We start from the raw sequence: 19,845 nt of genomic DNA, 5'->3' as shown, positions 1-19,845 counted from the left end.
GGCGTTGACGCAACTCACCTTTCCGTCGCACGAACAATTCCGCGGATCGGCGCGCTCGGGCTGCCTTCTCGCAGACTGGTTGAAGAGCAGCCCATCTCGCCCAGTCGCGCTGCAACGCAGCTCGAACGGAGGGTCTCAGCAACGTTGGCAGTAGGACTGCAGAGCATTGTCCAACCAAGCGAACTGACCGTTCACCCAATGCTTCTTGTCATGCTGCAGAGGCTGCAAGATCCTCGATCAGGAACAACTGGGATCACAGCGATCCGCCGGCTCCGGATCCGAAGCACGCCATGATCACGACGCCATGTTGAGAGGTCGCCTGATCTCTCCATCGTGGCGTGACGATAGCAAACACGAACGATGCCGGAGCCTGGCAGGCAACGCCTGCCTGTGACCGCGGCCATTCCGAGGAGGACGCTCTGATGTTGAGACGAGATCTGCTGGCCACCATGGCCGGACTGGGAGCGGCGAGCGTGCTCGGCGCTGTCCCTGCGCAACTCTCCGCCGAAGAGGTCAAGATCCCCAGCATCGCCGGCCCGGATCCGGCGACGAAGACCCCGAGCTTCCGGCCGCCGCTCGGCAGCGTCGATACCCACACGCACATCTTCGGGCCGGCCTCGACCTATCCGTTCTCGCCCACCCGCCCCTACACGCCGCCCGATGCGTCACTGGAGATGTTCCGGGCGCTGCACGCCAAAATCGGTGTCGAACGCGCCGTCATCGTCAACGCCACCGTCCATGGCACGGACAATCGCGTCGTCACGGACGCCATCGCGCAGAGCAACGGCAACTACAAAGGCGTCGCCAACATCAACGCGGCGATGTCCGACGCCGACCTCACGGCGCTCGGCAGGGCCGGCATCTGCGCCTGCCGGTTCGCCTTCCTCCGCCGCCTCGGCGGCGTCGGCGACATGAACGTCTTCCGCACCCTGGTGGACCGCGTCGCGGCGATCGGCTGGCACGTCGACATTTATCTCGAGGCCGGGACAATCCAGGAATTCGTGCCGATCCTGAAGGCGCTGCCGGTCACCTATGTGATCGACCACATGGGCACGATCAGCGCCGCCAAGGGCATCGATGACGCCGAGTTCAAGGCGCTGCTCGACCTGCAGGCGAGCGACGGCAAGTGCTGGATCAAGATCACCGGTCCCGAGCGCGCCTCGGCCTCCGGACCGCCGTTCCACGACGCCGTGCCGTTCGCCCGGAAACTGATCGAGAATGCGCCCGATCGCGTCATCTGGGGCACGGACTGGCCGCATCCGAACGTCAAGATCATGCCCAATGATGGTGATCTGGTCGATCTGATCCCGCTCTACACCCCGGATCCGGCCATGCAGCGAAAGCTGCTTGTCAGCAATCCCGAACGGCTGTTCAAGTTCGAGCCCAAGAGCTGAGTCACCGCCAGCTGCAACTTCGAGCCCTTCAGCGACAGGACCGATCATGACTGCCACGACCCTCACCGCCGACAGCAAGGCAGGCGCCCGCCGCGGCTGGTGGAAGGAGCTTTGGGTCCAGGTCATGATCGCGATGGCAGCGGGCATCCTGCTCGGTGCCGTCAAGCCGGATCTCGGCGCCCAGATGCAGCCGCTGGGCGATGCCTTCATCAAGGCGATCCGGATGCTGATCGCGCCGATCATCTTCTGCACGGTGGTCAACGGCATCGCCCACATGGCCGACATGGCCAAGGTCGGCCGCGTCGCGATCAAGGCGCTGATCTATTTCGAGGCGATCACGACGCTGGCGCTGATCATCGGCTTGACCGCGGTGAACCTGTTTCAGCCCGGCGTCGGCATGAACATCGACCCGGCGACCATCAACTCCGCGACCATCGAGCCCTATGTCAAGCAGACCGCTGCGGTCGGCTTCGTGCCGTTCCTGCTCAACATCATCCCGCAGACCTTCGTCGGCGCGTTTGCGGAAGGCAACATCCTGCAGGTGCTGTTCATCTCGGTGATGTGCGGGTTCTCGCTGATCTGGCTCGGCGACCGCGCCAAGGCGGTGACGGATGTGATCGATGTCGGCGGCAAGATGATCTTCGGCATCGTCAAAATCGTGATGTGGGCGGCCCCGCTCGGCGCCTTCGGCGCCATCGCCTTCACCGTCGGCAAGTTCGGCTTGGGCTCGCTGTCCAAGCTCGGTCTCCTCCTCGGCAGCTTCTATCTTACCTGCGTCATCTTCATCGCGGTGGTGCTCGGGCCCATCGCCGCCTTCACGGGCTTCAGCCTGTGGAAGCTGATCCGCTACATCCGCGATGAGGTCCTGGTCTGCATCGCGACCACGTCGTCGGAGACCGTGCTGCCGCGCATGCTGGCGAAGCTCGAAGCGGCCGGTTGCGAGCGCAGCATCGTCGGCCTCGTCATCCCCACCGGCTATTCGTTCAATCTCGACGGCACCTGCCTCTATCTTGCGACCGCAGCGGTGTTCCTGGCGCAGGCGACCAACACTCATCTCGACATCAGCCACCAGATCGGGCTGCTGCTGATTTTGCTGGTGACATCGAAGGGCGCAGCCGGTATCGCCGGCGCCGCCTTCGTCGTGCTGGCCGCAACGCTCGCCGCAACTGGGACGATTCCGGTCGCCAGCGTCGCGCTCGTGCTCGGCGTTCATCGCTTGATGTCGCAGGGGCTGACGCCGACGAATTTGATCGGCAACGCCGTGGCCACCATCGTCATTGCCCGCTGGGAAAATGCGCTCGACAAGACGCGTCTCCAGCAGGTGCTCGATGGCGAAGCCGGCAGCGAACTGACCGAATCAGTCTGATATCAGCGAGGCGACCGATGGACTGCGCAGCTACCATCCTGAGGCAGGCCGTCATTGTCGCTTTCGTCGCGTGCGCGACGCTCGCTCCGGTTCGAAGCTATTCCGCTGATGTCGACGTGGCACGCACTCTCGCGCCGACCGGACATCTGCGCGCGGGACTCTATCCGGGCACGCCGACATCGATCCTGCCCGACGGGACCGAGAATCCCCGCGGCGTCGGCTACACCATCGGCAAGGAAATGGCGCGCCAGCTCCATGTCGACTACGAGCCGGTCGTGTTCGCCAAGAACGCCGAGGTGCTCGAGGCCGTCAAGACCGGCGCGGTCGACGTCGCCTTCACCAATGCTTCGCCGGCGCGCGCAAAGGAGATGGATTTCGGTCCTGTCTATCTCGAGATCGAGCTTGGGTATCTCGTGCCCGACGGCTCCCCGCTTTCCGACGCCGGCGATGTCGACGCGAGCGGCCGCAAGATCGGCGTCACGACCGGCAGCACGTCGGATGCGACGCTCGGGCGCGAGCTGAAGAACGCGACGCTGGTCCGGGCGCCGACCTTGAAGGATGCGGTCGCCATGCTGACGAGCCGCCAGATCGATGCCTTCGCCACCAACAAGGCGACGCTGTTCGAGATCGCCGAGCAGGTGCCAGGATCGCGCGTGCTCGACGGGCGCTGGGGCGAGGAGCGCCACGCCATCGCGATCCCCAGGGGCCGCGACGCCGGGCTCGACTTCCTGCGCAGCTTCACGGCCGAGATCCAGTCGTCTGGCCTCGTCAGCGCCGCTGCTGAGCGCGCCGGACTGAAGGGCATTGTGTCGCCAGGGAAATCGCCCTGACGCGTCGGCGCGCAGTGCCGCCGGGGATCGCGGTGTTCTCCGCATCGGACAGCGACAGACTGCGGATCAGTGCGACACCGACGTGAGAAGCGAAGCGCATCGCCAAGGGCCTCTCACAATGACGCGCTGAAGTCCGAGATGAGCGCGTCATCCTGAGATACCGCCGCTATCTCGTTTCAGCCGGTCACCGAGAAACGTCAGTCGTGAATTGACATCATTTGCATAGACACCGATTTGCTTTCGCCGCATTGACGCCGATCAAACGGCGCATGACCTAAAATTAATAGTTATCTCCTTTCGTATGAGTGGTGCGCTCGGCTAATGAAAGCGCAACGGCGGCGGACTGATCTCGCAGCGTCGTCCAGCAAGAAACGATCTGAAACTACGGAGTGAGCGCCTGCGGACAACAGTCACGCCGCGTCGTTCGTGTGTGTGACGATCACTCGACGATCACTTGGCGAATACTTGGAGACGATCATGAACAAGCAGCTTCTGCTCAAACTTCACCGCTGGATCAGCCTCGTCTTCGCGCTGCCGCTGCTTGTCATCATCGTGACCGGACTGATCCTCTCCTTCGAGCCGATGGCGCAGGTCGCTGCCGTCAAGCCGCAGAGCGTCGATCCGGCGCGCGTGATCGCGCTGATCAAGCAGCATGATCCCGACGGCAAGGCACGCGGCCTGTCGATCGATGCGTCCACACAGCACCTCACCTTGCAGGGTACGCCGGGCGCCGAGGTCGACATCACGACCGGCGCCGCGGTCGAGAAGCCCGCGATGGCGAGCGTCTTCCTGTGGGCGCGCAGGACCCACGAGCATCTGATCGGAATCCCCGGCCTCACCTTGATCTCGACCATCGCAATGGTCAGCATCATGATCATCGGCATCCTGATGGGACTGCCGCGGCTGCGCAACACGCTGTCCGGCTGGCACAAGGGCACGGCCTGGTTCACGCTGCCTCTGATTCTGCTCAGCCCGCTCACCGGACTCTGTCTCGAGCTCGGCCTGACCTTCGCAGGCAGCGCTCCGCCCACCGCAGCCAAGCGCATCTCGCTGCCTGACGCCGTCAGCATCGTCTCCAGGGACCACGACCTTTCGTCGGTCAACTCGATCGGCAATCGCGGCGGGCGGATGATGGCGAGGATCATCGAGGACGATGAGCTCAGGGCCTATGCCGTGACGCCCGACGGGCTCTCCGCATTGCCGCGCAACTGGCCGCGCCTGCTGCACGAAGGCAACTGGTCGCTGATCGGCAGCGCGGCCAACGTGCTGATCTCGATCGCGCTGTTCGCACTGCTGATCACAGGCGTGCTGATCTGGGCGCAGCGCCGGCTGCGGCGCCCGAATCGCGCGCGCACCGTGCTGGCAAAGCCGGTGGTCGCATCCTCGATGCCGTCCTGACGAGCGGCGACCGTCCACGGAGCCGGCTCGACGCCGCGAGCCGGCCTCCAACTCCGTCTCGCACGCTGCTTCGCCAAAGGCCGGCCCGCGCCGCGCGAGCTCGGCGGCAGACCTTTTTCGATCATTGTGACAAGAACGACGTCGCTGCCCGACCGCTGCGGAAATGGAAGCGGCGCGTTGTCTACTCTCACCTCAAAAATTTGATGCGCCCGTCCGGTGCAAGCGAGCACCGGCGCCGCACAGGACGAAGCTGTGCGCATCACCGCCCTGTCATCAACGTGACTTGACTACGTCTGTGCTGCCCCGCATGGTCCCGATGGAAAACGAAACGGTTTAGTTTTATGTCCGATCATGTCCGAATGTTTCCCGCGCGTTTGAGGGGGGTCCCGACAGGCCGCGCGATGTCCGTCCCGCTCGGCCTTTTTGGCTGCAGCGTGCTGCTCGCATCCTGCGCCGTCGGCCCGGACTTCATGTCCCCCGAGGCGCCGGTCGCGACCGGTTACGTCGCCGAGCGACGCCTCGCCGCGACCGCCAGCGCCTCGACGCCGGGCGGCAATGTGCAGAGCTTCGCGCCCGGAGGCGATCTGCCCGGCACCTGGTGGGCGCTGTTTCATTCCCGGCAGATCAACGCCTTCGTCGAGGAGGCGATTCGCAACCACCCGGACATCGAAGCCGCGCAATTGGCGCTGCGTGCTGCGCGCGAGAACGCGCTGTCGCAACAGGGCGCGCTGTTTCCGCAGCTGAGCGCGAGCGGATCCGCCGAACGCACCCAGGCCTCCACCACACAGAGCGGGCAATGGCCCGGCCAGACCTCGCTCTACACGCTCTATGGCACGTCGGTAAGCGTCAGCTACGCGCTCGATCTGTGGGGCGGCACGCGACGCCAGGTCGAGGCGCTGCAGGCGCAGGCCGACTACCAGGCGTTCAAGCTGGAGGCGACGCATCTCGCGCTGACCGCCAATGTCGTAACCGCCGCGATCAACGACGCCTCGCTGCGCGATCAGATCGCAGCGACCGAGGAGATCATCAAGGCCGAGACCGACCAGCTTGGCCGGATCCAACACCAGTTTGATGTCGGCGCCATCTCCAAGTCCGACGTGCTGGCGCAGGAGGCGACGCTGGCGCAGGCCAAGGCGACCTTGGCGCCGCTGCAGAAGCAACTCGCGCAGCAACGCAATCAACTGATGGCCTATCTCGGCCGGCTGCCGAGCCAGGACCGCGGCGAGCATGTGACCCTCGCGGAGCTGCGGCTGCCGCGCAAGCTGCCGGTGTCACTGCCCTCCTCGCTCGTCCGGCAGCGTCCGGACATCCGGCAGGCCGAGGCTACGTTGCACCAGGCCACAGCGACGGTCGGCGTCGGCGTCGCCAATCTGCTGCCGCAGGTGACGTTGTCGGGCAGCTACGGCGCAAGCGGACCGGGCCGGCTGTTCTCGCCGACGACCATCGTGTGGGATGCGGCCTCGAGCGTCAGCCAGAAGCTGATCGACGGCGGCACGCTGTATCACACCAAGGAGGCTGACGTCGCCACCTTCGAGCAGGACCTGTCGCTCTACAAGAGCACGGTCATCACCGCGTTCCAGAACGTTGCGGATTCGCTCCGCGCCATCCAGTACGACGCCGAGGCGCTGAAGGCCCAGGCCGCCGCCGAGAAGGCCACCGCCGACAGTCTCGCCATGGCGGTCGAGCAATTCAAGAGCGGCGCGGTGCCCTACGCCAACGTCATCAACGCGCAGCAATCCTATCTGAACGCCCGCGTCTCCCGCATCAAGTCGCAGGCCACGCGCTTCACCGACACCGCGGCGCTGTTCCAGGCGCTCGGCGGCGGCTGGTGGAATCGCCAGGACGAGACCCCGGCGGCGCTGCCCCGCGCCAATCCCGGCTACTTCGCCGGTCCCAATCGTACGACCCAGGAAGCAATGTAATGAAGAAACGCATGACGATCATGCTGGCCGCCATGGCGGTGCTGTTCGGCGGCCTCTACGGCTTTCAGACATTCAAGGGCATCATGATCGCCAAGGCGATCGGCGCCATGGCCAACCCGCCGCAGACGATCTCGACGGTCGTTGCGGCGACCGCTCCATGGCGCTCCAACCTCACCGCGGTCGGCTCGCTGCGCGCCGTCAACGGCGCCGATCTGGCGCTGCAGGCCGCAGGCATCGTGCAGGGCATCCAGTTCAATTCGGGCGACACCGTCGAAGCCGGCCAGCAATTGCTGCAGCTCGTGGCGACCGACGACGTCGCCAAGCTGCAATCGCTGCAGGCCACCGCCGAGAACTACGCCATCGTCGTCAAACGCGACGAGGAGCAGATCAAGTTCAACGCCGTCAGCCAGGCCACGCTCGACAGCGACCGCGCCAATCTGAAGAACGCGCAGGCGCTCGTGACGCAGCAGAAGGCGATCGTCGAGCAGAAGACCCTGAAGGCGCCCTTCGCCGGCCGGCTCGGCATCCGCGCCGTCGATCTCGGGCAGTATCTCAGCGCCGGCACCACCATTGTCACCCTGCAGAGCCTCGATCCGATCTTCGTCGATTTCTATCTGCCGCAGCAGTCGCTCGCCGACATTCGGATCGGCCAGGACGTCGCCATCACGGTGGATGCCTTCCCATCCGAGCGCTTCACCGGCCAGATCTCGGCGATCAACGCCAAGGTCGATTCCACCAGCCGCAACGTCCAGGTCCGCGCCACCCTGCACAACGAGGCCGCCCGACTGTTGCCGGGCATGTTCGCCAAGGTCGAGATCGCGACCGGCAGCCCGGAGCAGCTCGTCACGCTGCCGCTGACGGCAATCGTCAGCAACCCCTACGGCGATCTCGTCTACGTCGTCGACGATCTCAAGGACGGCCAGGGCAAGGCGCGGCAGATGTTCGTCAAGAGCAAGCCGGCCAAGGGCGACCGGATCGCGATCACCGACGGCATCAAGCCGGGCGAGACGGTGGTGATCGCGGGACAGATCAAGCTGCGCAACGGCAGCCCGGTGAGAATCGACAACTCACACGTACCGGTCGCGGAAGCCGCGCCGGATGTCGTCGATCAATAGTCCGGCCAGCCCGCGCCCATCAGAGTCATCACCATGCGTTTCACAGACATCTTCATCCGCCGGCCGGTGCTGGCGCTCGTGGTCAGCGCCCTCATCCTGGTGCTCGGCCTGCGCTCGATGACGACGCTTGCCATCCTGCAATATCCGCGCACGCAGAACGCCATCGTCACGGTGAGCACGGCCTACGCCGGCGCCGATAGCGACATCATCGCCGGCTTCATCACGACGCCGCTGGAGAACGCGATCGCCCAGGCCAACGGCATCGACTACATGACGTCGACCAGCGTCACCGGCAGCAGCACCATCACCGTGAACCTGCGGCTCAACTACGATTCCGGCAAGGCGATGACCGAGATCAACGCCAAGGTGAACTCGGTGCTCAACCAGCTACCGACCGGCACGCAGCAGCCGACCCTGACCTTGAAGGTCGGCCAGACCATCGATTCGATGTATATCGGCTTCGCCAGCGACGTGCTGGCGCCGAACCAGATCACCGACTACCTCACCCGCGTGGTGCAGCCGAAGCTGCAGGCGGTCTCCGGCGTGCAGACCGCCGAATTGCTCGGCGCCAAGAAATTCGCCCTGCGCGCCTGGCTCGACCCCGACAAGCTCGCGGCTTATGGCCTGACCGCGACCGACGTGTCGACGGCACTGTCGGGCAACGACTACATCTCCGGGCTCGGCACCACCAAGGGCCGCCTCGTGCAGGTCGACCTCGCCGCCGCGACAAATCTGCATTCGCTGGAGCAATACCGCAATCTCGTCGTCAAGCAGGTCAATGGCGCCATCATCCGCCTGCGCGATGTCGCCAATGTCACGCTCGGCAATGACGACTACGACAGCGCGACGCGCTTCAACGACAAGACCGCGGTCTACATCGGCATCCAGGTGGCGCCAACGGCGAACCTGCTCGACGTCATCAACGGCGTGAAGGCCGTTTATCCGGAGCTGCAGCGACAGCTGCCGAACGGCATCACCAGCGAGATCCTGTACGACTCCACCGATTTCGTGAACTCGTCCATCGACGAGGTGATCCATACGCTGGTGGAGGCGATCGGGATCGTAATTGTCGTCGTCTTCATGTTCCTGGGATCGTGGCGCTCGGTGCTGATCCCGGTGATCGCCATTCCGCTGTCGCTGATCGGCACCTTCGGCCTGATGCTGCTGATGGGCTTCTCCATCAACCTGCTGACCTTGCTGGCCCTGGTGCTGGCGATCGGCCTCGTCGTCGACGACGCCATCATCGTGGTGGAGAGCGTGCACCGCCTGATCGACGAGGGTGTACCGCCGGTCGAAGCCGCGATCCAGTCGGCGCGGGCGCTGGCGAGCCCGATCATCGCGATGACCGTGGTCCTGATCGCGGTCTACGTGCCCGTCGGCTTCCAGGGCGGCTTGACCGGGGCCCTGTTCACCGAGTTCGCCTTCACGCTCGCCGGCGCCGTCACCGTCTCGGCGGTGATCGCGCTGACGCTGTCGCCGATGAACTGCGCCTGGCTGCTGCGCCGGACCGAGCGCGACGCCACCACGTTCGAGGCGCGTTTGGTGAGGACGATCGACCATGTGCTCGAACGGCTCGCCCACTTCTATCGCCGCTGGCTCGAAAGCGTGTTCGCGACCAAGCCGGTGGTGGTGGTGTTCGCGCTGCTGCTGCTCGCGATGATTCCCTGGCTCTATGTCAGTTCCACCAGCGAGCTTGCGCCGGACGAGGACCAGGGCATCGTGCTGTCGCTGACGAATTCGGCGCCCTCGGCCACGCTCGAGCAGCGCCAGTTCTACGGCCAGCAGCTGTATGGCTTGATCGCCCAGCGCCCGGAGACGCGCACCGTGTTCCAGATCGACACCTCGACACAGGTGATCGGCGGCTGGGTTCTCAAGCCCTGGGATCAGCGCAAGGCGACGACCAAGACCCTGCAGCCGGAATTCCAGCAGCTCCTGAACGGCATCGCCGGCGCCCGCTCGGTGGCGTTCCAGCCCTCGCCGCTGCCGGGCAGCAACGGCCTGCCGGTCCAGTTCGTGATCGGCACCACCGGCGCGTTCGGCGAGCTCAACGACGTGTCGCGCGATTTCATGGCCAAGGCGCTGGCGAGCGGCCGATTCATCTTCCTCGACAGCGATCTGAAGATCGACAAGCCGCAGACCACCGTGGTGTTCGATCGCGACAAGGCCGCCGATCTCGGCCTCAAGATGAGCGATCTCGGCGGCGCGCTCGCGACCATGCTGGGCGGCAATTATCTCGACTATTTCAGCCTGGAGGGCCGCTCCTACAAGGTGATCCCCCAGGTCCGGCAGAACGACCGCCTCACCGACAGTCAGTTGCTCGACTATTCGATCCGCACCAGCGGCAATGCCATGGTGCCGCTGTCGACCGTGGCCCGGCTCGAGCGCAAGACGATCCCTGAGTCGCTCAATCACTTCCAGCAGATCAATGCGGCAACCATCTCCGGCGTGGCGATGCCGGGCATCGCGATGGGCGACGCGCTCGCCACCTTGAAGGAGATCGCGAAGTCGCTGCCATCGGGTTACTCGATCGACTATGGCGGCGCGTCGCGACAGCTCGAGCAGGAATCCGGCGGCTTCGTCACCACCTTCGTGTTCGCGCTGATCATCATCTTCCTGGCGCTCGCCGCCTTGTTCAACAGCTTCGTCGATCCGATCATCATCCTGGTGTCGGTGCCGATGTCGCTGGCCGGCGCGCTGATCTTCATCAGCCTCGGCATCGGCGGCGCCAGCATCAACATCTACACCCAGGTCGGCCTCGTGACCCTGATGGGCCTCGTCAGCAAGCATGGCATCCTGATGGTGGAGGTCGCCAACGAGCTGCGCGAGCGGGGCAAGGATCGCACCGAGGCGATCATCGAGGCGGCCACAGTCCGGCTGCGGCCGATCCTGATGACGACGGCGGCGATGGTGCTCGGCGTGATCCCGCTGATCACGGCGAGCGGTGCCGGCGCGGTGTCGCGCTTCAACATGGGCCTGGTGATCGCCACCGGGCTCGCCATCGGCACCCTGTTCACGCTGTTCGTGGTCCCCGTCGCCTATGCGCTGATCGCTCATCGCGGCACGGCGACCGAACCGGCGGCAACGGCTCATACGGCGGAAGCGACAACGTAAGACGCGCGGTAAAAATACTTTTTAACTCATGCACTTAAATCAAAGGCCGAGGCAACCGAAGCGATCGATGTTGACAAACGTAAGACGATAACGATATATCGTTTATATGAAACGGAGATATCGTATGAGACATCATCATTGGAAATTCGGGCGTCGTGGCTGGGACGATGATCGCGAGGAGCGCGGCTGGGGCCATCGCGGCGGGCATGGCTTCGGCGAGGCCTGCGAGGACGTCCGCCTCGGCGGCCGCGGTCCCGGCTTCGGCCCGCGAGGACCCGGCCTGTTCGAGCGCGGCCGCCGCGGCGGCCGCGAGGAGTTCGGACGGGGCGGCGGCGGTCGCTTCTTCGGCCCCGGCGACCTGCGCAGCCTGCTGCTGTGGCTGATCGGCGAGAAGCCGCGCCATGGCTACGAGCTGATCAAGGCGGTCGAGCAGCTGGTCGGCGGCTCCTACTCGCCGAGCCCCGGCTCGGTCTATCCCATCCTCAACCTGCTCGAGGACATGGGCCAGATCGAAGCCGCCTCGGCCGAGGGCGGCAAGAAGCTGTTCGCGATCACCGACGCCGGACGCCAGGCGCTGAAGGACGACGAGGCGGCGATCGAGGGCCTGCTGAGCCGGTTGCGCATCATGGCCCGCACCATGGGCGGCATGCGCCCGCCGGAGCAGGTGCTGCAGACGGTGCAGACCCTGAAGATGGCGCTCAAGATGCACCGCCCCGGCTGGAGCGACGAGGAGGCCAAGCGCGTCAGCGGCATCCTGACCCGCGCCATCGCCGAGATCCAGGGCGACGACGACAACGCGGCGAGCTGACATCAACATCCGCCACGGGCGGAGGCGTAGCGGCCGGCATCGAGACCGTGCTCGCCGCCGCACAGACGCTGACAGTCACGTTCCTCGATAGCATCCGCGGTATGGGTCCCGGCGTTCGACGGGACGAAACCGGTGATGTGGCGCGGTCGTGCCAAACACACTGCTGTCGTCCCGGCCTTGAGCCGGGACCCATACCGCGTGATGGTCGTTGGCGGAATAGCTCTCGGTCATCACCTTCCGCACCAAAAACCCCGCTGGAGCCGCTACACCGGCTCCAGCACCATCAATCCCGTCGCGGTATTGGAGATCGGGATGTGATAGTTGGAATGCTCCTTGCGCACCTTCTCCGGCAGGGTGCCCCGCGCCACCATCCAGTTCAGAAGCTCGACGCCCTGCGTGCCCGACAGCTCGACCAGCTCGGTGGTCGAATACTTCGTCGCCCAGGCGGGATCGTCGACCATGCTGGCCATGAACTTCTCGTCGAAATCCTTGTTGATGAAGCCGGCGCGCTCGCCGTCGAGCTGATGCGACAGGCCGCCGGTGCCCATGACGACGACGCGTTCGTCCTTCGGCCAGGATTGAATCGCCCGCGCCAGCGCCTGGCCGAGCCTGTAGCAGCGCGCGGCCGACGGCAGCGGCGCCTGCACCGTGTTGACGACCACGGGCACCACCCGCACCGGCCATTTCTGATCGGGCCAGCACAGCGCCATCGGCAGCGTGAAGGCGTGATCGACCACCATCTCCTGGCAGGTGGTGAGGTCGAAATCCTCCTTCACCAGATGCTCGATCAAATGCCAGGACAATTCGCTGTCACCCTTGAACGGCGCGGTCTGCGGAATGCCCCAGCCTTCGTCGGCATTGCTATAGCTGTCGGCCGCGCCGACGGCGAAGGTCGGCATCTTGTCGAGGAAGAAGTTGAGGCCGTGGTCGTTATAGACGAGCACGACCACATCGGGTTTGGCCTTGGCGAGCCATTCGCGCACATGCGGGAAACCGTCGAAGAATGGCTTCCAATACGGGTCCTGCTGCAACCCCTTGGCAATCGCGCCGCCGATGGCCGGAACGTGGGACGTGGTGATGCAACCTACGATCTTCGCCATGATCAACCCCTTGCCGCCAGAAGCTTGGCCTTGAACTGCTCTTTCGTCAGCCCGGTCTGCTGCGCGCCGATGTCCTGCATGTCCAGACCGAAGATGCCGGCGAACTTGGCGAGGTAATAGGCGTTGCCGCCGGCTTCGATCAGCTCGAGCACATTGCGATTCTTGATCGCCGCGCGCTGCTGCGCGTTGAGGCCATATTTGGCACAATAGCCGTCCTCGTCGGCGACGAACGCCTTGCGGTTGGCGGCATCGTTGAACGAGTAGCACATCTTGTTGAGCGCGTAGCCTTTGCGGGCCTGCTCGCCGTCGAAGATGGTGGTGCCGGGCACGGGCTGCCGGGCTGACGTGGTGGACATCTGAGCCTCCCCTGGTCGTGTTTCGGACGGCCGCGCTTGATCTGGATCAAACGCGGCGCCGTTCGTGCCCGCCAGTATCACTGGCAGACACCGTCAATAAAGGCCGCGCGACCGATCCGATCCATGAGCCAATTCGATCATTTGGACCTCGACGGCCACCTGCTGCAGCTCTTGCTCGCCGTCATCGAGGAAGGCTCGGTCACCCGCGCTGCGCAGCGGCTCGGCGTCACGCAGTCGGCCGTCAGCCATCTGCTCGACAAGCTGCGCGCGATCACCGGCGATCCGCTGTTCGTGAAGTCTGGCCGTGGCATCGTGCCGACCGCGCATGCGCAGCTCTTGGCGCTGCGCGCCCGCGCTCTGCTCGACGACCTCCGGAGCTTCTCGCACACCGCTGCGTTCGAGCCGGCGAAAATCTCCGCGCAAGTGACGATCGCGGCCAATGATCTGCAGCGCGACCTGCTGCTGCCGTCCCTGCTCCGCTACGCCCGCGCGCAGGCGCCGAGCCTCAGCCTGCGCGTCATCCCTTCCGGCGCACCGACGCCGGAGATGCTACGCGAAGAACACTGTCAGCTCATCATCACGCCGCGCCCGCCCGAGGGCAGCGACATCCTGCAGAAGCGGCTGTTCGAGGACAGCTATCGCGTGTTCTACGATGCGGGCCAGCGCGAACCGCCGCAGAGCCTTGAGGACTATCTCGCCAGCGACCACGTCACGGTGCTGTACGAGCCGCGGCGCCGGCTCGACATCGACGAGGTCATGGCCGAGCGCGGCATCGTCCGGCGGTTCGCGGCGCAGGTGCCGGGCTTCGGCGGCATCGGCCCGTTCCTGCGCGGCAGCCGCATGATCGCGACGCTGCCGAGCCTGCTGCGCGCCTACATGCTGCGCGGCCTGGCGGTGGCGCCGGTGCCGGTCCCCTGCCCGGCGATGCCGATGTACATGGTCTGGCACCTGCGCCACCACGAAGATCCGATGCACCGCTGGCTGCGCCAGCAGCTCGATATCGTGGTCGCGCCGAGCTTGGCCGCGGCCGCCGAGCACATGCCGGTGATGGCGTGACTCATCCCGAGGGGTGAGCGGCCCTCACGCCGGCGCGTGGCACACCGCCTCGATGTTGTTGCCGTCGGCGTCGCGCACGAACGCGCCGTAATAGTTCGCGTGATAATGCGGCCGCAGTCCAGGCGCGCCGTTGTCCCGTCCGCCTGCCGCGATCGCCGCCTGATAGAACGCATCGACCGTGGCGCGATCCTTGGCGTGGAATGCGACATGCGTCGAGGTCGCGGCCGTCCCGCCGGTGCCAATCCAGAAATCCGGACGACCGTCGCCGAAGCCGGCGTGATCACCGTGGCCGCCGGTCTGCTCGTTGGTGATCTCCATCATCAGGACGTAACCCAACGGCGCCAGGGCCGCCGCATAGAAAGCCTTGGCGCGGACAAAGTCGGAGACAGGGAAGCCGACGTGATCGAGCATGACGATCCTTTCCATGGTGATCGGCGAATGCTAGCGCCGTGGGCCTACGGGCGCAACATCATGCGCGCGGCGCGCGATCACATCGCGAGGATGCGCCGCGCCGTCTGTTGCCCGCTGGCCAGCGCCGCCTCGACCGTTCCCATGTCGCGCCCGCGATACAGCGCCTCGCCGGAGATCAGGACACGACCGCCATCCCAGCGCGAAAGCGTATCCTGCGCCTCGCGGGATCCTAGCGTCGCATAGGAATAGGCCCCGCGCGCGAACGGATCCTTCGCCCAATCCGTGACATGCGACGCGAGGAGCTGCTGCCTCAGCGAGTCCACCGGCTGCGAGAAAATACTCGCAAGCGCCGAGAGACCCGACTCAATCAAGGCGACATCGTCGAGCGCGACGAAAGCGCCGGCCGGCGGCCCGGCGAGCCAGCCGGTCAGCACCGCATCATCGTTCGGATGCTGCGTCCACCACACCGGCACGTCGGCATCGGACAGCACGAACAGCATATCGGAAAGATTCTCGGTCCGAGCCTCCCGCCACCAGCGGCGCTCGAAGCGCAGCAGCAGCTTGATGACGTTGCCGAAGCCGATGGCTTCGGCTGCGGCCAGTTGCGAGCGCATCGCCGGCGGCCGCGCGATGGTCCGCAGCAGCGGCAGCGGCACGGTCAGGAGGACGATATCGCCGCGCTGCGCGCGGCCGTCGGCGCAGCGCACGACGACGCCATCATCGGAGCTCTCCACCGCGCGGACCACCGCCTCGAACTGCATCGCCACGCCATGCGCCCGGCACTCCGCCAAGAGATGATCGAGCAGCGCCGCGTAGCCGCCGACGATGCGTGCCTGAGCACCGCGGTCGCCGCCCATCCACTCGTCGCGCAGCGCGAACACGCTGGCACGACCAGGATCGGCAGCATCATAGCCCTGCACCATCCCGAGCACCGACTTGCGCAGGGCGGCAAACTCCGCGCCGGCGAAATGACGCTCGAGCAGCGCCGTGACGGTCATATCCTGATCGAGCTGCCGCGCCACGCGGTGCAGTTGGCGCATCTGCCGATCGGCCGGATCCTCGCGCGAGAACGCGCCGTCCGTCACGTACCAGCGCGCGCCATCGACCGGCGTCGAGGTGAGCCCCGCCTCGGCCATCAGCGCGTGGGTGACCGGCGCCTCGCCATGGATGAATTCCGCGCCGGCATCCGCGCGATATCCAAACCTGCTCGCGGGCAGCGGATGAATGCGCCCCCCGCAGCGGTCGCGCGCTTCCAGCAGCGTCACTTGTTTGCCGGCGCGGGCCAGCTCACGCGCCGCCATCAGGCCCGCGGCACCGCCCCCGACGACGATGACGTGCATTCGCCGCTCAGCCATGACCTGCCTGGGCCGGCAAGGGCGAGCCGTTGGTGATCTTGTAGCGCAGCCACAGCGCGCCGCCCTCCAGCGCCGTGCTGCTTTCGAGCGTCATCGCCGTGATCGGCGCGCGCTCGCCGGACTCGGCTTCGGTCGAATCGAACACGCTGGGTGCCCCCTTGGCGCCGTCCACGGCCGGACATAGAACGAGGTTGAACTCGTCGACCAGACCCGCGCGCAGAAACGCGCCGTTGGCGCCGCCGCCGCCCTCGAGCAGCAGGCGCTTCACGCCGAGCTCCTGCGCGACAATCTCCAGCACGCGTGAGAGATCGAGTTTCGACTGGCCGGCGAAGACGTAGGAGACACCCTCGCCGCGCAGTCCCGCGAGATGCGCATCCGACACCGCCTCGGTCAGCACGACGACGATCGGATCGCCGCCGATGTCGGCGCGGCCCCAGCAGATCTTGCCATGGGGATCGAGCACGATGCCGTAGGCCTTGGCGCCGCGTCGTGCGATCCAATGGGTGCGCGGGATTCGCTCGGTGGTCTCGGCCGGATAGGCCGAGCCCTTGGCGAATTCTTGGCCGGTGACGCGGCCGATCAGCCAGGCATCGCCCCCGAGCTGGTCATGCACCTGCTCGAACAGATCGCCCGATCCCTTCGGACGCCAGCGGCTCGGCAATGTCCGGCCGTCGACGCTCGACGCCATCAGGCAGATGACTTCCGGTTTCATGTATCCTCCTTGTCGCCGCTGAACGGGGTCACCGAATATCGCCTCGGCGGCGTTGTCAACGAAACGGCGTGCGTTTCGTTCGATCGCGGCCGCAACGCTCGCCTACGCCGTCGCTGTAACCGCACGAGTTCCTGCGCCAGTTTTGGGATTGAAACGGAGCCGATCATGGACGCTGCGCCGCGCAGACGAGACGCCATCGGTTTGCGCAGGGCACGGCGCGGTGCCCTGCAGGCTGGCCGACAGCATCGCCAACCAGGGCGGCCACGCCGCGCTGTGGCGCACCGTGTGGATTCGTGCCGCCTTCCTGGCCTTGCTGGGCGGGGCAGTCGCGCTCGACCTCAAGCGGCTGTTCTTCCTGCTCATCATCATCCCCGTGATCGTGCTGTTCCTCATCGTGTTCGGAGTGATCGGCGGCTGTGTCGGTCGCAGGACGTGCTCGCCGCTGGCCGAAGGCTTGGGTCTCGGCCTGATCCTGGCGTGGTCGCTCGGGGTGTCGTTTCCGATGTCCCTGCCGGGCTAGCGCGCGTTTCCGACGTGTGCGAACGAACGTGCTGTATTACGATCTGAACGCGGACATGAAGCACGCGCTTCGGGCGCGCCGTCGCCCCTCTCAGACCCGACATGCGTCGCCTACGATCCGATGGAGCCAGCATGGCAAAACACCGCATCTACACGACGAGCTTCGCGAGCGTGTACCGATTGTACGTCGCGAAGGCCGAGAAGAAGGGACGCACCAAGGCAGAGGTCGATCAGGTGATCTGCTGGCTGACGGGCTATGGCCAAAACGAGCTTGAGACCCGGTTGGAACGTCAGACGGACTTCGAGACCTTCTTCGCGCAGGCGCCTGCGATGAATCCCGCGCGGACCCTGATCAAGGGCATGATCTGCGGCGTCCGCGTGGAGGATGTCGAGGAACCGACGATGCGGGAGATCCGCTACCTGGACAAGCTGGTCGATGAGCTGGCGCGGGGAAAGGCAATGGACAAGATCCTGCGCAAGGCCTGATCGTGACTCGCGACGCGATCTTCCTCAGTCCTGCTCCTGCCCTGGCGCCTGCCGCAGCATGAAATGGCCGAAGGCGGTGGCGATCGGCTTCGTCGCATCGTCCTGCCAGGCGCGGGCCTCGAAGGCGACGACGCGGCGTCCCTGCTTGACGATCGACGCCGATGCGACGGTGTCGAGCGCGCGCCCCGACCTCAGATAGTTGATGGTGAGGCCGACCGGCTTCGGCGGCGCCGTGGCGCCGAGCTCGCGCATCACGGTGACGATCGCTGCGGTTTCGAGAAACGCGCCCGTCATGCCGCCATGGATCGCAGGCAGCACGGGATTGCCGATGATCCGGTGCGAGAACGGCATCACGAGCGTGTCGTTCTCGGCGAAGCGGATGCCGAGGCAGCGCGCGAACGGACTGGTGGGAAACGGCCCCATCGGATCGTCCGGTGCGTCGAGCGGCGGTGGCGCGCCGTCGAAGGCCGCCCGGTCGGTCAGCATGTTGGTGCGGTTGGCGCCGATCATGAAGCAGGCGGTCGCGGTGGCGACCGGTGCGGTCTCCTCCTCCTGATAGGCGGTGGCGCGCACGAACGCGATCGAGCGGGTGACGCGGAAGCATACCGCATGGGCCTTGATGTCGAGACCGGGGGTCGCCGGCTTCTGATAGTCGATGCGCAGATCGAGCGTGGCGATCGCCCGGCTGCCGTCGAGCGCGAGCTGCACCGCCATGCCACAGCTCTCGTCGAGCATCGCGGTGACGACGCCGCCATGGATGACGCCGGTCTCGCTGTCGCCGACGAACACCGGACGATAGGGCAAGGTCGACCAGGCCTCACCGGGCGCGAAGCGATCCATCCTTAGCCCGCTGATATGGCCATAGACCGAGCGGCGCTGCCTGATGGCCTCGGCGAGTTCGTCGAATGCCGGCGGTGTGGCGATGGGCGGAATGTTGGACATGCGCGATTTAGATCACGATCCCGAGGACGCACGAAGCCTTTTCCGACGGATTCGAATTGTGTGCCGACGATCCAGGCCGGATCATCGCCGTCCTGCATCCGCACGATTGAGCGCCGCCGATCGTGCTCACGACTCAAGGCTGCGAGCCTGCATTCCCGCAAAACTACGTGGATGAAATGTTCCGCGGGCGCGGCGCGCTTAGAACATTGGCAACCTTAATATGATCATAATTGTCTCCATCAAATCCCGGAGACCTGTCGATGCGCAGACCCACCAAGACGCCGGACGCCCCGCCGAGCAGCGGCACGGCCTCTCTACGAATTGTCCTGAGCCTGGCGCTCGCAGCCAGCGCCGGTGCGATGTGGTGGAGCAGCGGCGGCGCCAACAGCTTCTCCTTCGGGACCGGAGCGCCTTCGCTCGAGACCCGCGTCGCCGCCCTGACATCGGAGCTGACGCAGCTCAAGGCCGAGACCGCCCAGCTGCGCGACCGCCAGAGCGACACCTCCGGCGAGCTTCTGCAATTGCGCGCCAGCCTCACCACGGCCGAAACGGGCCTGGCCGCCTTGCGCACCACCGCCGACGAGACCGAGGCGCGCCGCCGCGATACGGCCGACAAGATCGAATCCGATCTCGCGCTGCTGAAGCGCCAGACGATCCGCCTCCGCGGCGCCCAGGAAGATGCGGCGACCGAGCTGAGCGGGCTGCGCTCCGCGGCCGCGAACAGCGACGTCACCATCGAGCAGCTCCGGACCTCCACCGGCGAGATGCGTCAGCAGTTGGCACGCATCGAGACCGCTCGCGAGGCGACCAGCTCGATCTCCCGCAGGCCTCACCGTGTCAGGCGCGTGGCGCGCGCGACCGAGGCGCAGCAGCACGAGCCGCAGCCTTTCCTGATGCAGTGGCCCGGCGTCATCCCCGCGGGCCGCAACTGAGTTGAAGTGCCATCCGGCCTGACCCGCGAATC

General features: G+C 65.8%; 18 protein-coding genes. 12 read left to right on the top strand and 6 right to left on the bottom strand.

Going from position 1 to position 19,845, the window contains the following annotated elements; all coding sequences use genetic code 11:
- Positions 1-422 precede the first annotated feature (422 nt).
- From QX126_RS04105 to QX126_RS04070, 8 genes are all read left to right on the top strand, one after another.
- On the top strand, positions 423-1,394 hold the full coding sequence (locus QX126_RS04105; RefSeq protein ID WP_315779481.1) for an amidohydrolase family protein: 972 nt from the start codon (positions 423-425) through the stop codon (positions 1,392-1,394).
- A 46-nt stretch (positions 1,395-1,440) separates the two neighbouring features.
- On the top strand, positions 1,441-2,760 hold the full coding sequence (dctA, locus tag QX126_RS04100; RefSeq protein WP_315779480.1) for a C4-dicarboxylate transporter DctA: 1,320 nt from the start codon (positions 1,441-1,443) through the stop codon (positions 2,758-2,760).
- Between the two features lie 116 nt (positions 2,761-2,876).
- A complete protein-coding gene (locus tag QX126_RS04095) occupies positions 2,877-3,590 on the top strand; it encodes an ABC transporter substrate-binding protein (protein WP_315737110.1) in 714 nt (237 codons plus the stop codon).
- Positions 3,591-4,067: 477 nt separating this feature from the next.
- Positions 4,068-4,988 carry a PepSY-associated TM helix domain-containing protein gene (locus QX126_RS04090; protein ID WP_315776357.1) on the top strand — a complete coding sequence of 307 codons (921 nt, stop codon included), beginning with the start codon at positions 4,068-4,070 and terminating at the stop codon, positions 4,986-4,988.
- Positions 4,989-5,389: 401 nt separating this feature from the next.
- Positions 5,390-6,910: an efflux transporter outer membrane subunit gene (locus tag QX126_RS04085; RefSeq protein ID WP_315779478.1), complete on the top strand. Its 1,521-nt coding sequence runs from the start codon at positions 5,390-5,392 to the stop codon at positions 6,908-6,910.
- A complete protein-coding gene (locus tag QX126_RS04080) occupies positions 6,910-8,025 on the top strand; it encodes an efflux RND transporter periplasmic adaptor subunit (protein WP_315779476.1) in 1,116 nt (371 codons plus the stop codon). Before QX126_RS04085 ends, QX126_RS04080 begins: the two co-directional genes overlap by 1 nt.
- A 33-nt stretch (positions 8,026-8,058) precedes the next feature.
- Positions 8,059-11,136: an efflux RND transporter permease subunit gene (locus QX126_RS04075; RefSeq protein ID WP_315779475.1), complete on the top strand. Its 3,078-nt coding sequence runs from the start codon at positions 8,059-8,061 to the stop codon at positions 11,134-11,136.
- A gap of 124 nt (positions 11,137-11,260) precedes the next feature.
- Entirely contained in the window at positions 11,261-11,944 is a 684-nt protein-coding gene (locus tag QX126_RS04070; RefSeq protein ID WP_315779473.1) for a PadR family transcriptional regulator, read from the top strand.
- Positions 11,945-12,207: 263 nt separating this feature from the next.
- Here the strand turns inward: QX126_RS04070 and QX126_RS04065 are convergent, their stop codons facing one another.
- Complete coding sequence (locus QX126_RS04065; protein ID WP_315779471.1) at positions 12,208-13,044, bottom strand: class III extradiol dioxygenase family protein; 837 nt, start codon at positions 13,042-13,044, stop codon at positions 12,208-12,210.
- Positions 13,045-13,046: 2 nt separating this feature from the next.
- Positions 13,047-13,400: a protocatechuate 4,5-dioxygenase subunit alpha gene (locus QX126_RS04060; RefSeq protein ID WP_315758446.1), complete on the bottom strand. Its 354-nt coding sequence runs from the start codon at positions 13,398-13,400 to the stop codon at positions 13,047-13,049.
- Between the two features lie 123 nt (positions 13,401-13,523).
- On the opposite strand from QX126_RS04060, the gene QX126_RS04055 reads away from it, so the two are divergent.
- On the top strand, positions 13,524-14,456 hold the full coding sequence (locus QX126_RS04055) for a LysR family transcriptional regulator (RefSeq protein WP_315779469.1): 933 nt from the start codon (positions 13,524-13,526) through the stop codon (positions 14,454-14,456).
- 24 nt (positions 14,457-14,480) lie between these two features.
- Here QX126_RS04055 and QX126_RS04050 read toward each other — a convergent pair whose 3' ends face one another.
- From QX126_RS04050 to QX126_RS04040, 3 genes are all read right to left on the bottom strand, one after another.
- Entirely contained in the window at positions 14,481-14,867 is a 387-nt protein-coding gene (locus QX126_RS04050; RefSeq protein WP_315741223.1) for a VOC family protein, read from the bottom strand.
- Between the two features lie 77 nt (positions 14,868-14,944).
- Complete coding sequence (locus QX126_RS04045) at positions 14,945-16,222, bottom strand: NAD(P)/FAD-dependent oxidoreductase (protein WP_315779467.1); 1,278 nt, start codon at positions 16,220-16,222, stop codon at positions 14,945-14,947.
- On the bottom strand, positions 16,215-16,934 hold the full coding sequence (locus QX126_RS04040) for a RibD family protein (protein ID WP_315779466.1): 720 nt from the start codon (positions 16,932-16,934) through the stop codon (positions 16,215-16,217). Before QX126_RS04040 ends, QX126_RS04045 begins: the two co-directional genes overlap by 8 nt.
- A gap of 220 nt (positions 16,935-17,154) precedes the next feature.
- Here QX126_RS04040 and QX126_RS04035 point away from each other — a divergent pair, with 220 nt between their 5' ends.
- A complete protein-coding gene (locus QX126_RS04035; RefSeq protein ID WP_315779464.1) occupies positions 17,155-17,454 on the top strand; it encodes a hypothetical protein in 300 nt (99 codons plus the stop codon).
- Positions 17,455-17,585: 131 nt separating this feature from the next.
- A complete protein-coding gene (locus QX126_RS04030; protein ID WP_315758440.1) occupies positions 17,586-17,939 on the top strand; it encodes a DUF2200 domain-containing protein in 354 nt (117 codons plus the stop codon).
- A 24-nt stretch (positions 17,940-17,963) separates the two neighbouring features.
- On the opposite strand, the gene QX126_RS04025 is transcribed toward QX126_RS04030, so the two are convergent.
- Positions 17,964-18,881 (bottom strand): PaaI family thioesterase, encoded by a 918-nt coding sequence (locus tag QX126_RS04025; RefSeq protein ID WP_315779462.1) that lies wholly within the window; start codon positions 18,879-18,881, stop codon positions 17,964-17,966.
- Positions 18,882-19,141: 260 nt separating this feature from the next.
- Between QX126_RS04025 and QX126_RS04020 the strand changes: the two genes are divergently transcribed.
- A complete protein-coding gene (locus QX126_RS04020) occupies positions 19,142-19,813 on the top strand; it encodes a hypothetical protein (RefSeq protein WP_315779461.1) in 672 nt (223 codons plus the stop codon).
- Positions 19,814-19,845 lie beyond the last annotated feature (32 nt).

Source organism: Bradyrhizobium sp. SZCCHNPS1003 (assembly GCF_032381555.1).
Taxonomy (GTDB): Bacteria; Pseudomonadota; Alphaproteobacteria; order Rhizobiales; family Xanthobacteraceae; genus Bradyrhizobium.
Note: the sequence above shows the minus strand (reverse complement) of the source record. Positions and strands in the feature narration are given on the sequence as shown.

What these genes read in the sequence shown, in the direction of transcription:
- QX126_RS04025 (WP_315779462.1), bottom strand. Translation starts at nt 18,881, where the DNA reads ATGTCCAACATTCCGCCCATCGCCACACCGCCGGCATTCGACGAACTC.
- QX126_RS04090 (WP_315776357.1), top strand. Translation starts at nt 4,068, where the DNA reads ATGAACAAGCAGCTTCTGCTCAAACTTCACCGCTGGATCAGCCTCGTC.
- QX126_RS04020 (WP_315779461.1), top strand. Translation starts at nt 19,142, where the DNA reads ATGCGCAGACCCACCAAGACGCCGGACGCCCCGCCGAGCAGCGGCACG.
- QX126_RS04045 (WP_315779467.1), bottom strand. Translation starts at nt 16,222, where the DNA reads ATGGCTGAGCGGCGAATGCACGTCATCGTCGTCGGGGGCGGTGCCGCG.
- QX126_RS04070 (WP_315779473.1), top strand. Translation starts at nt 11,261, where the DNA reads ATGAGACATCATCATTGGAAATTCGGGCGTCGTGGCTGGGACGATGAT.
- QX126_RS04105 (WP_315779481.1), top strand. Translation starts at nt 423, where the DNA reads ATGTTGAGACGAGATCTGCTGGCCACCATGGCCGGACTGGGAGCGGCG.
- QX126_RS04065 (WP_315779471.1), bottom strand. Translation starts at nt 13,044, where the DNA reads ATGGCGAAGATCGTAGGTTGCATCACCACGTCCCACGTTCCGGCCATC.
- dctA (WP_315779480.1), top strand. Translation starts at nt 1,441, where the DNA reads ATGACTGCCACGACCCTCACCGCCGACAGCAAGGCAGGCGCCCGCCGC.
- QX126_RS04080 (WP_315779476.1), top strand. Translation starts at nt 6,910, where the DNA reads ATGAAGAAACGCATGACGATCATGCTGGCCGCCATGGCGGTGCTGTTC.
- QX126_RS04060 (WP_315758446.1), bottom strand. Translation starts at nt 13,400, where the DNA reads ATGTCCACCACGTCAGCCCGGCAGCCCGTGCCCGGCACCACCATCTTC.
- QX126_RS04050 (WP_315741223.1), bottom strand. Translation starts at nt 14,867, where the DNA reads ATGCTCGATCACGTCGGCTTCCCTGTCTCCGACTTTGTCCGCGCCAAG.
- QX126_RS04055 (WP_315779469.1), top strand. Translation starts at nt 13,524, where the DNA reads ATGAGCCAATTCGATCATTTGGACCTCGACGGCCACCTGCTGCAGCTC.
- QX126_RS04085 (WP_315779478.1), top strand. Translation starts at nt 5,390, where the DNA reads ATGTCCGTCCCGCTCGGCCTTTTTGGCTGCAGCGTGCTGCTCGCATCC.
- QX126_RS04040 (WP_315779466.1), bottom strand. Translation starts at nt 16,934, where the DNA reads ATGAAACCGGAAGTCATCTGCCTGATGGCGTCGAGCGTCGACGGCCGG.
- QX126_RS04075 (WP_315779475.1), top strand. Translation starts at nt 8,059, where the DNA reads ATGCGTTTCACAGACATCTTCATCCGCCGGCCGGTGCTGGCGCTCGTG.
- QX126_RS04030 (WP_315758440.1), top strand. Translation starts at nt 17,586, where the DNA reads ATGGCAAAACACCGCATCTACACGACGAGCTTCGCGAGCGTGTACCGA.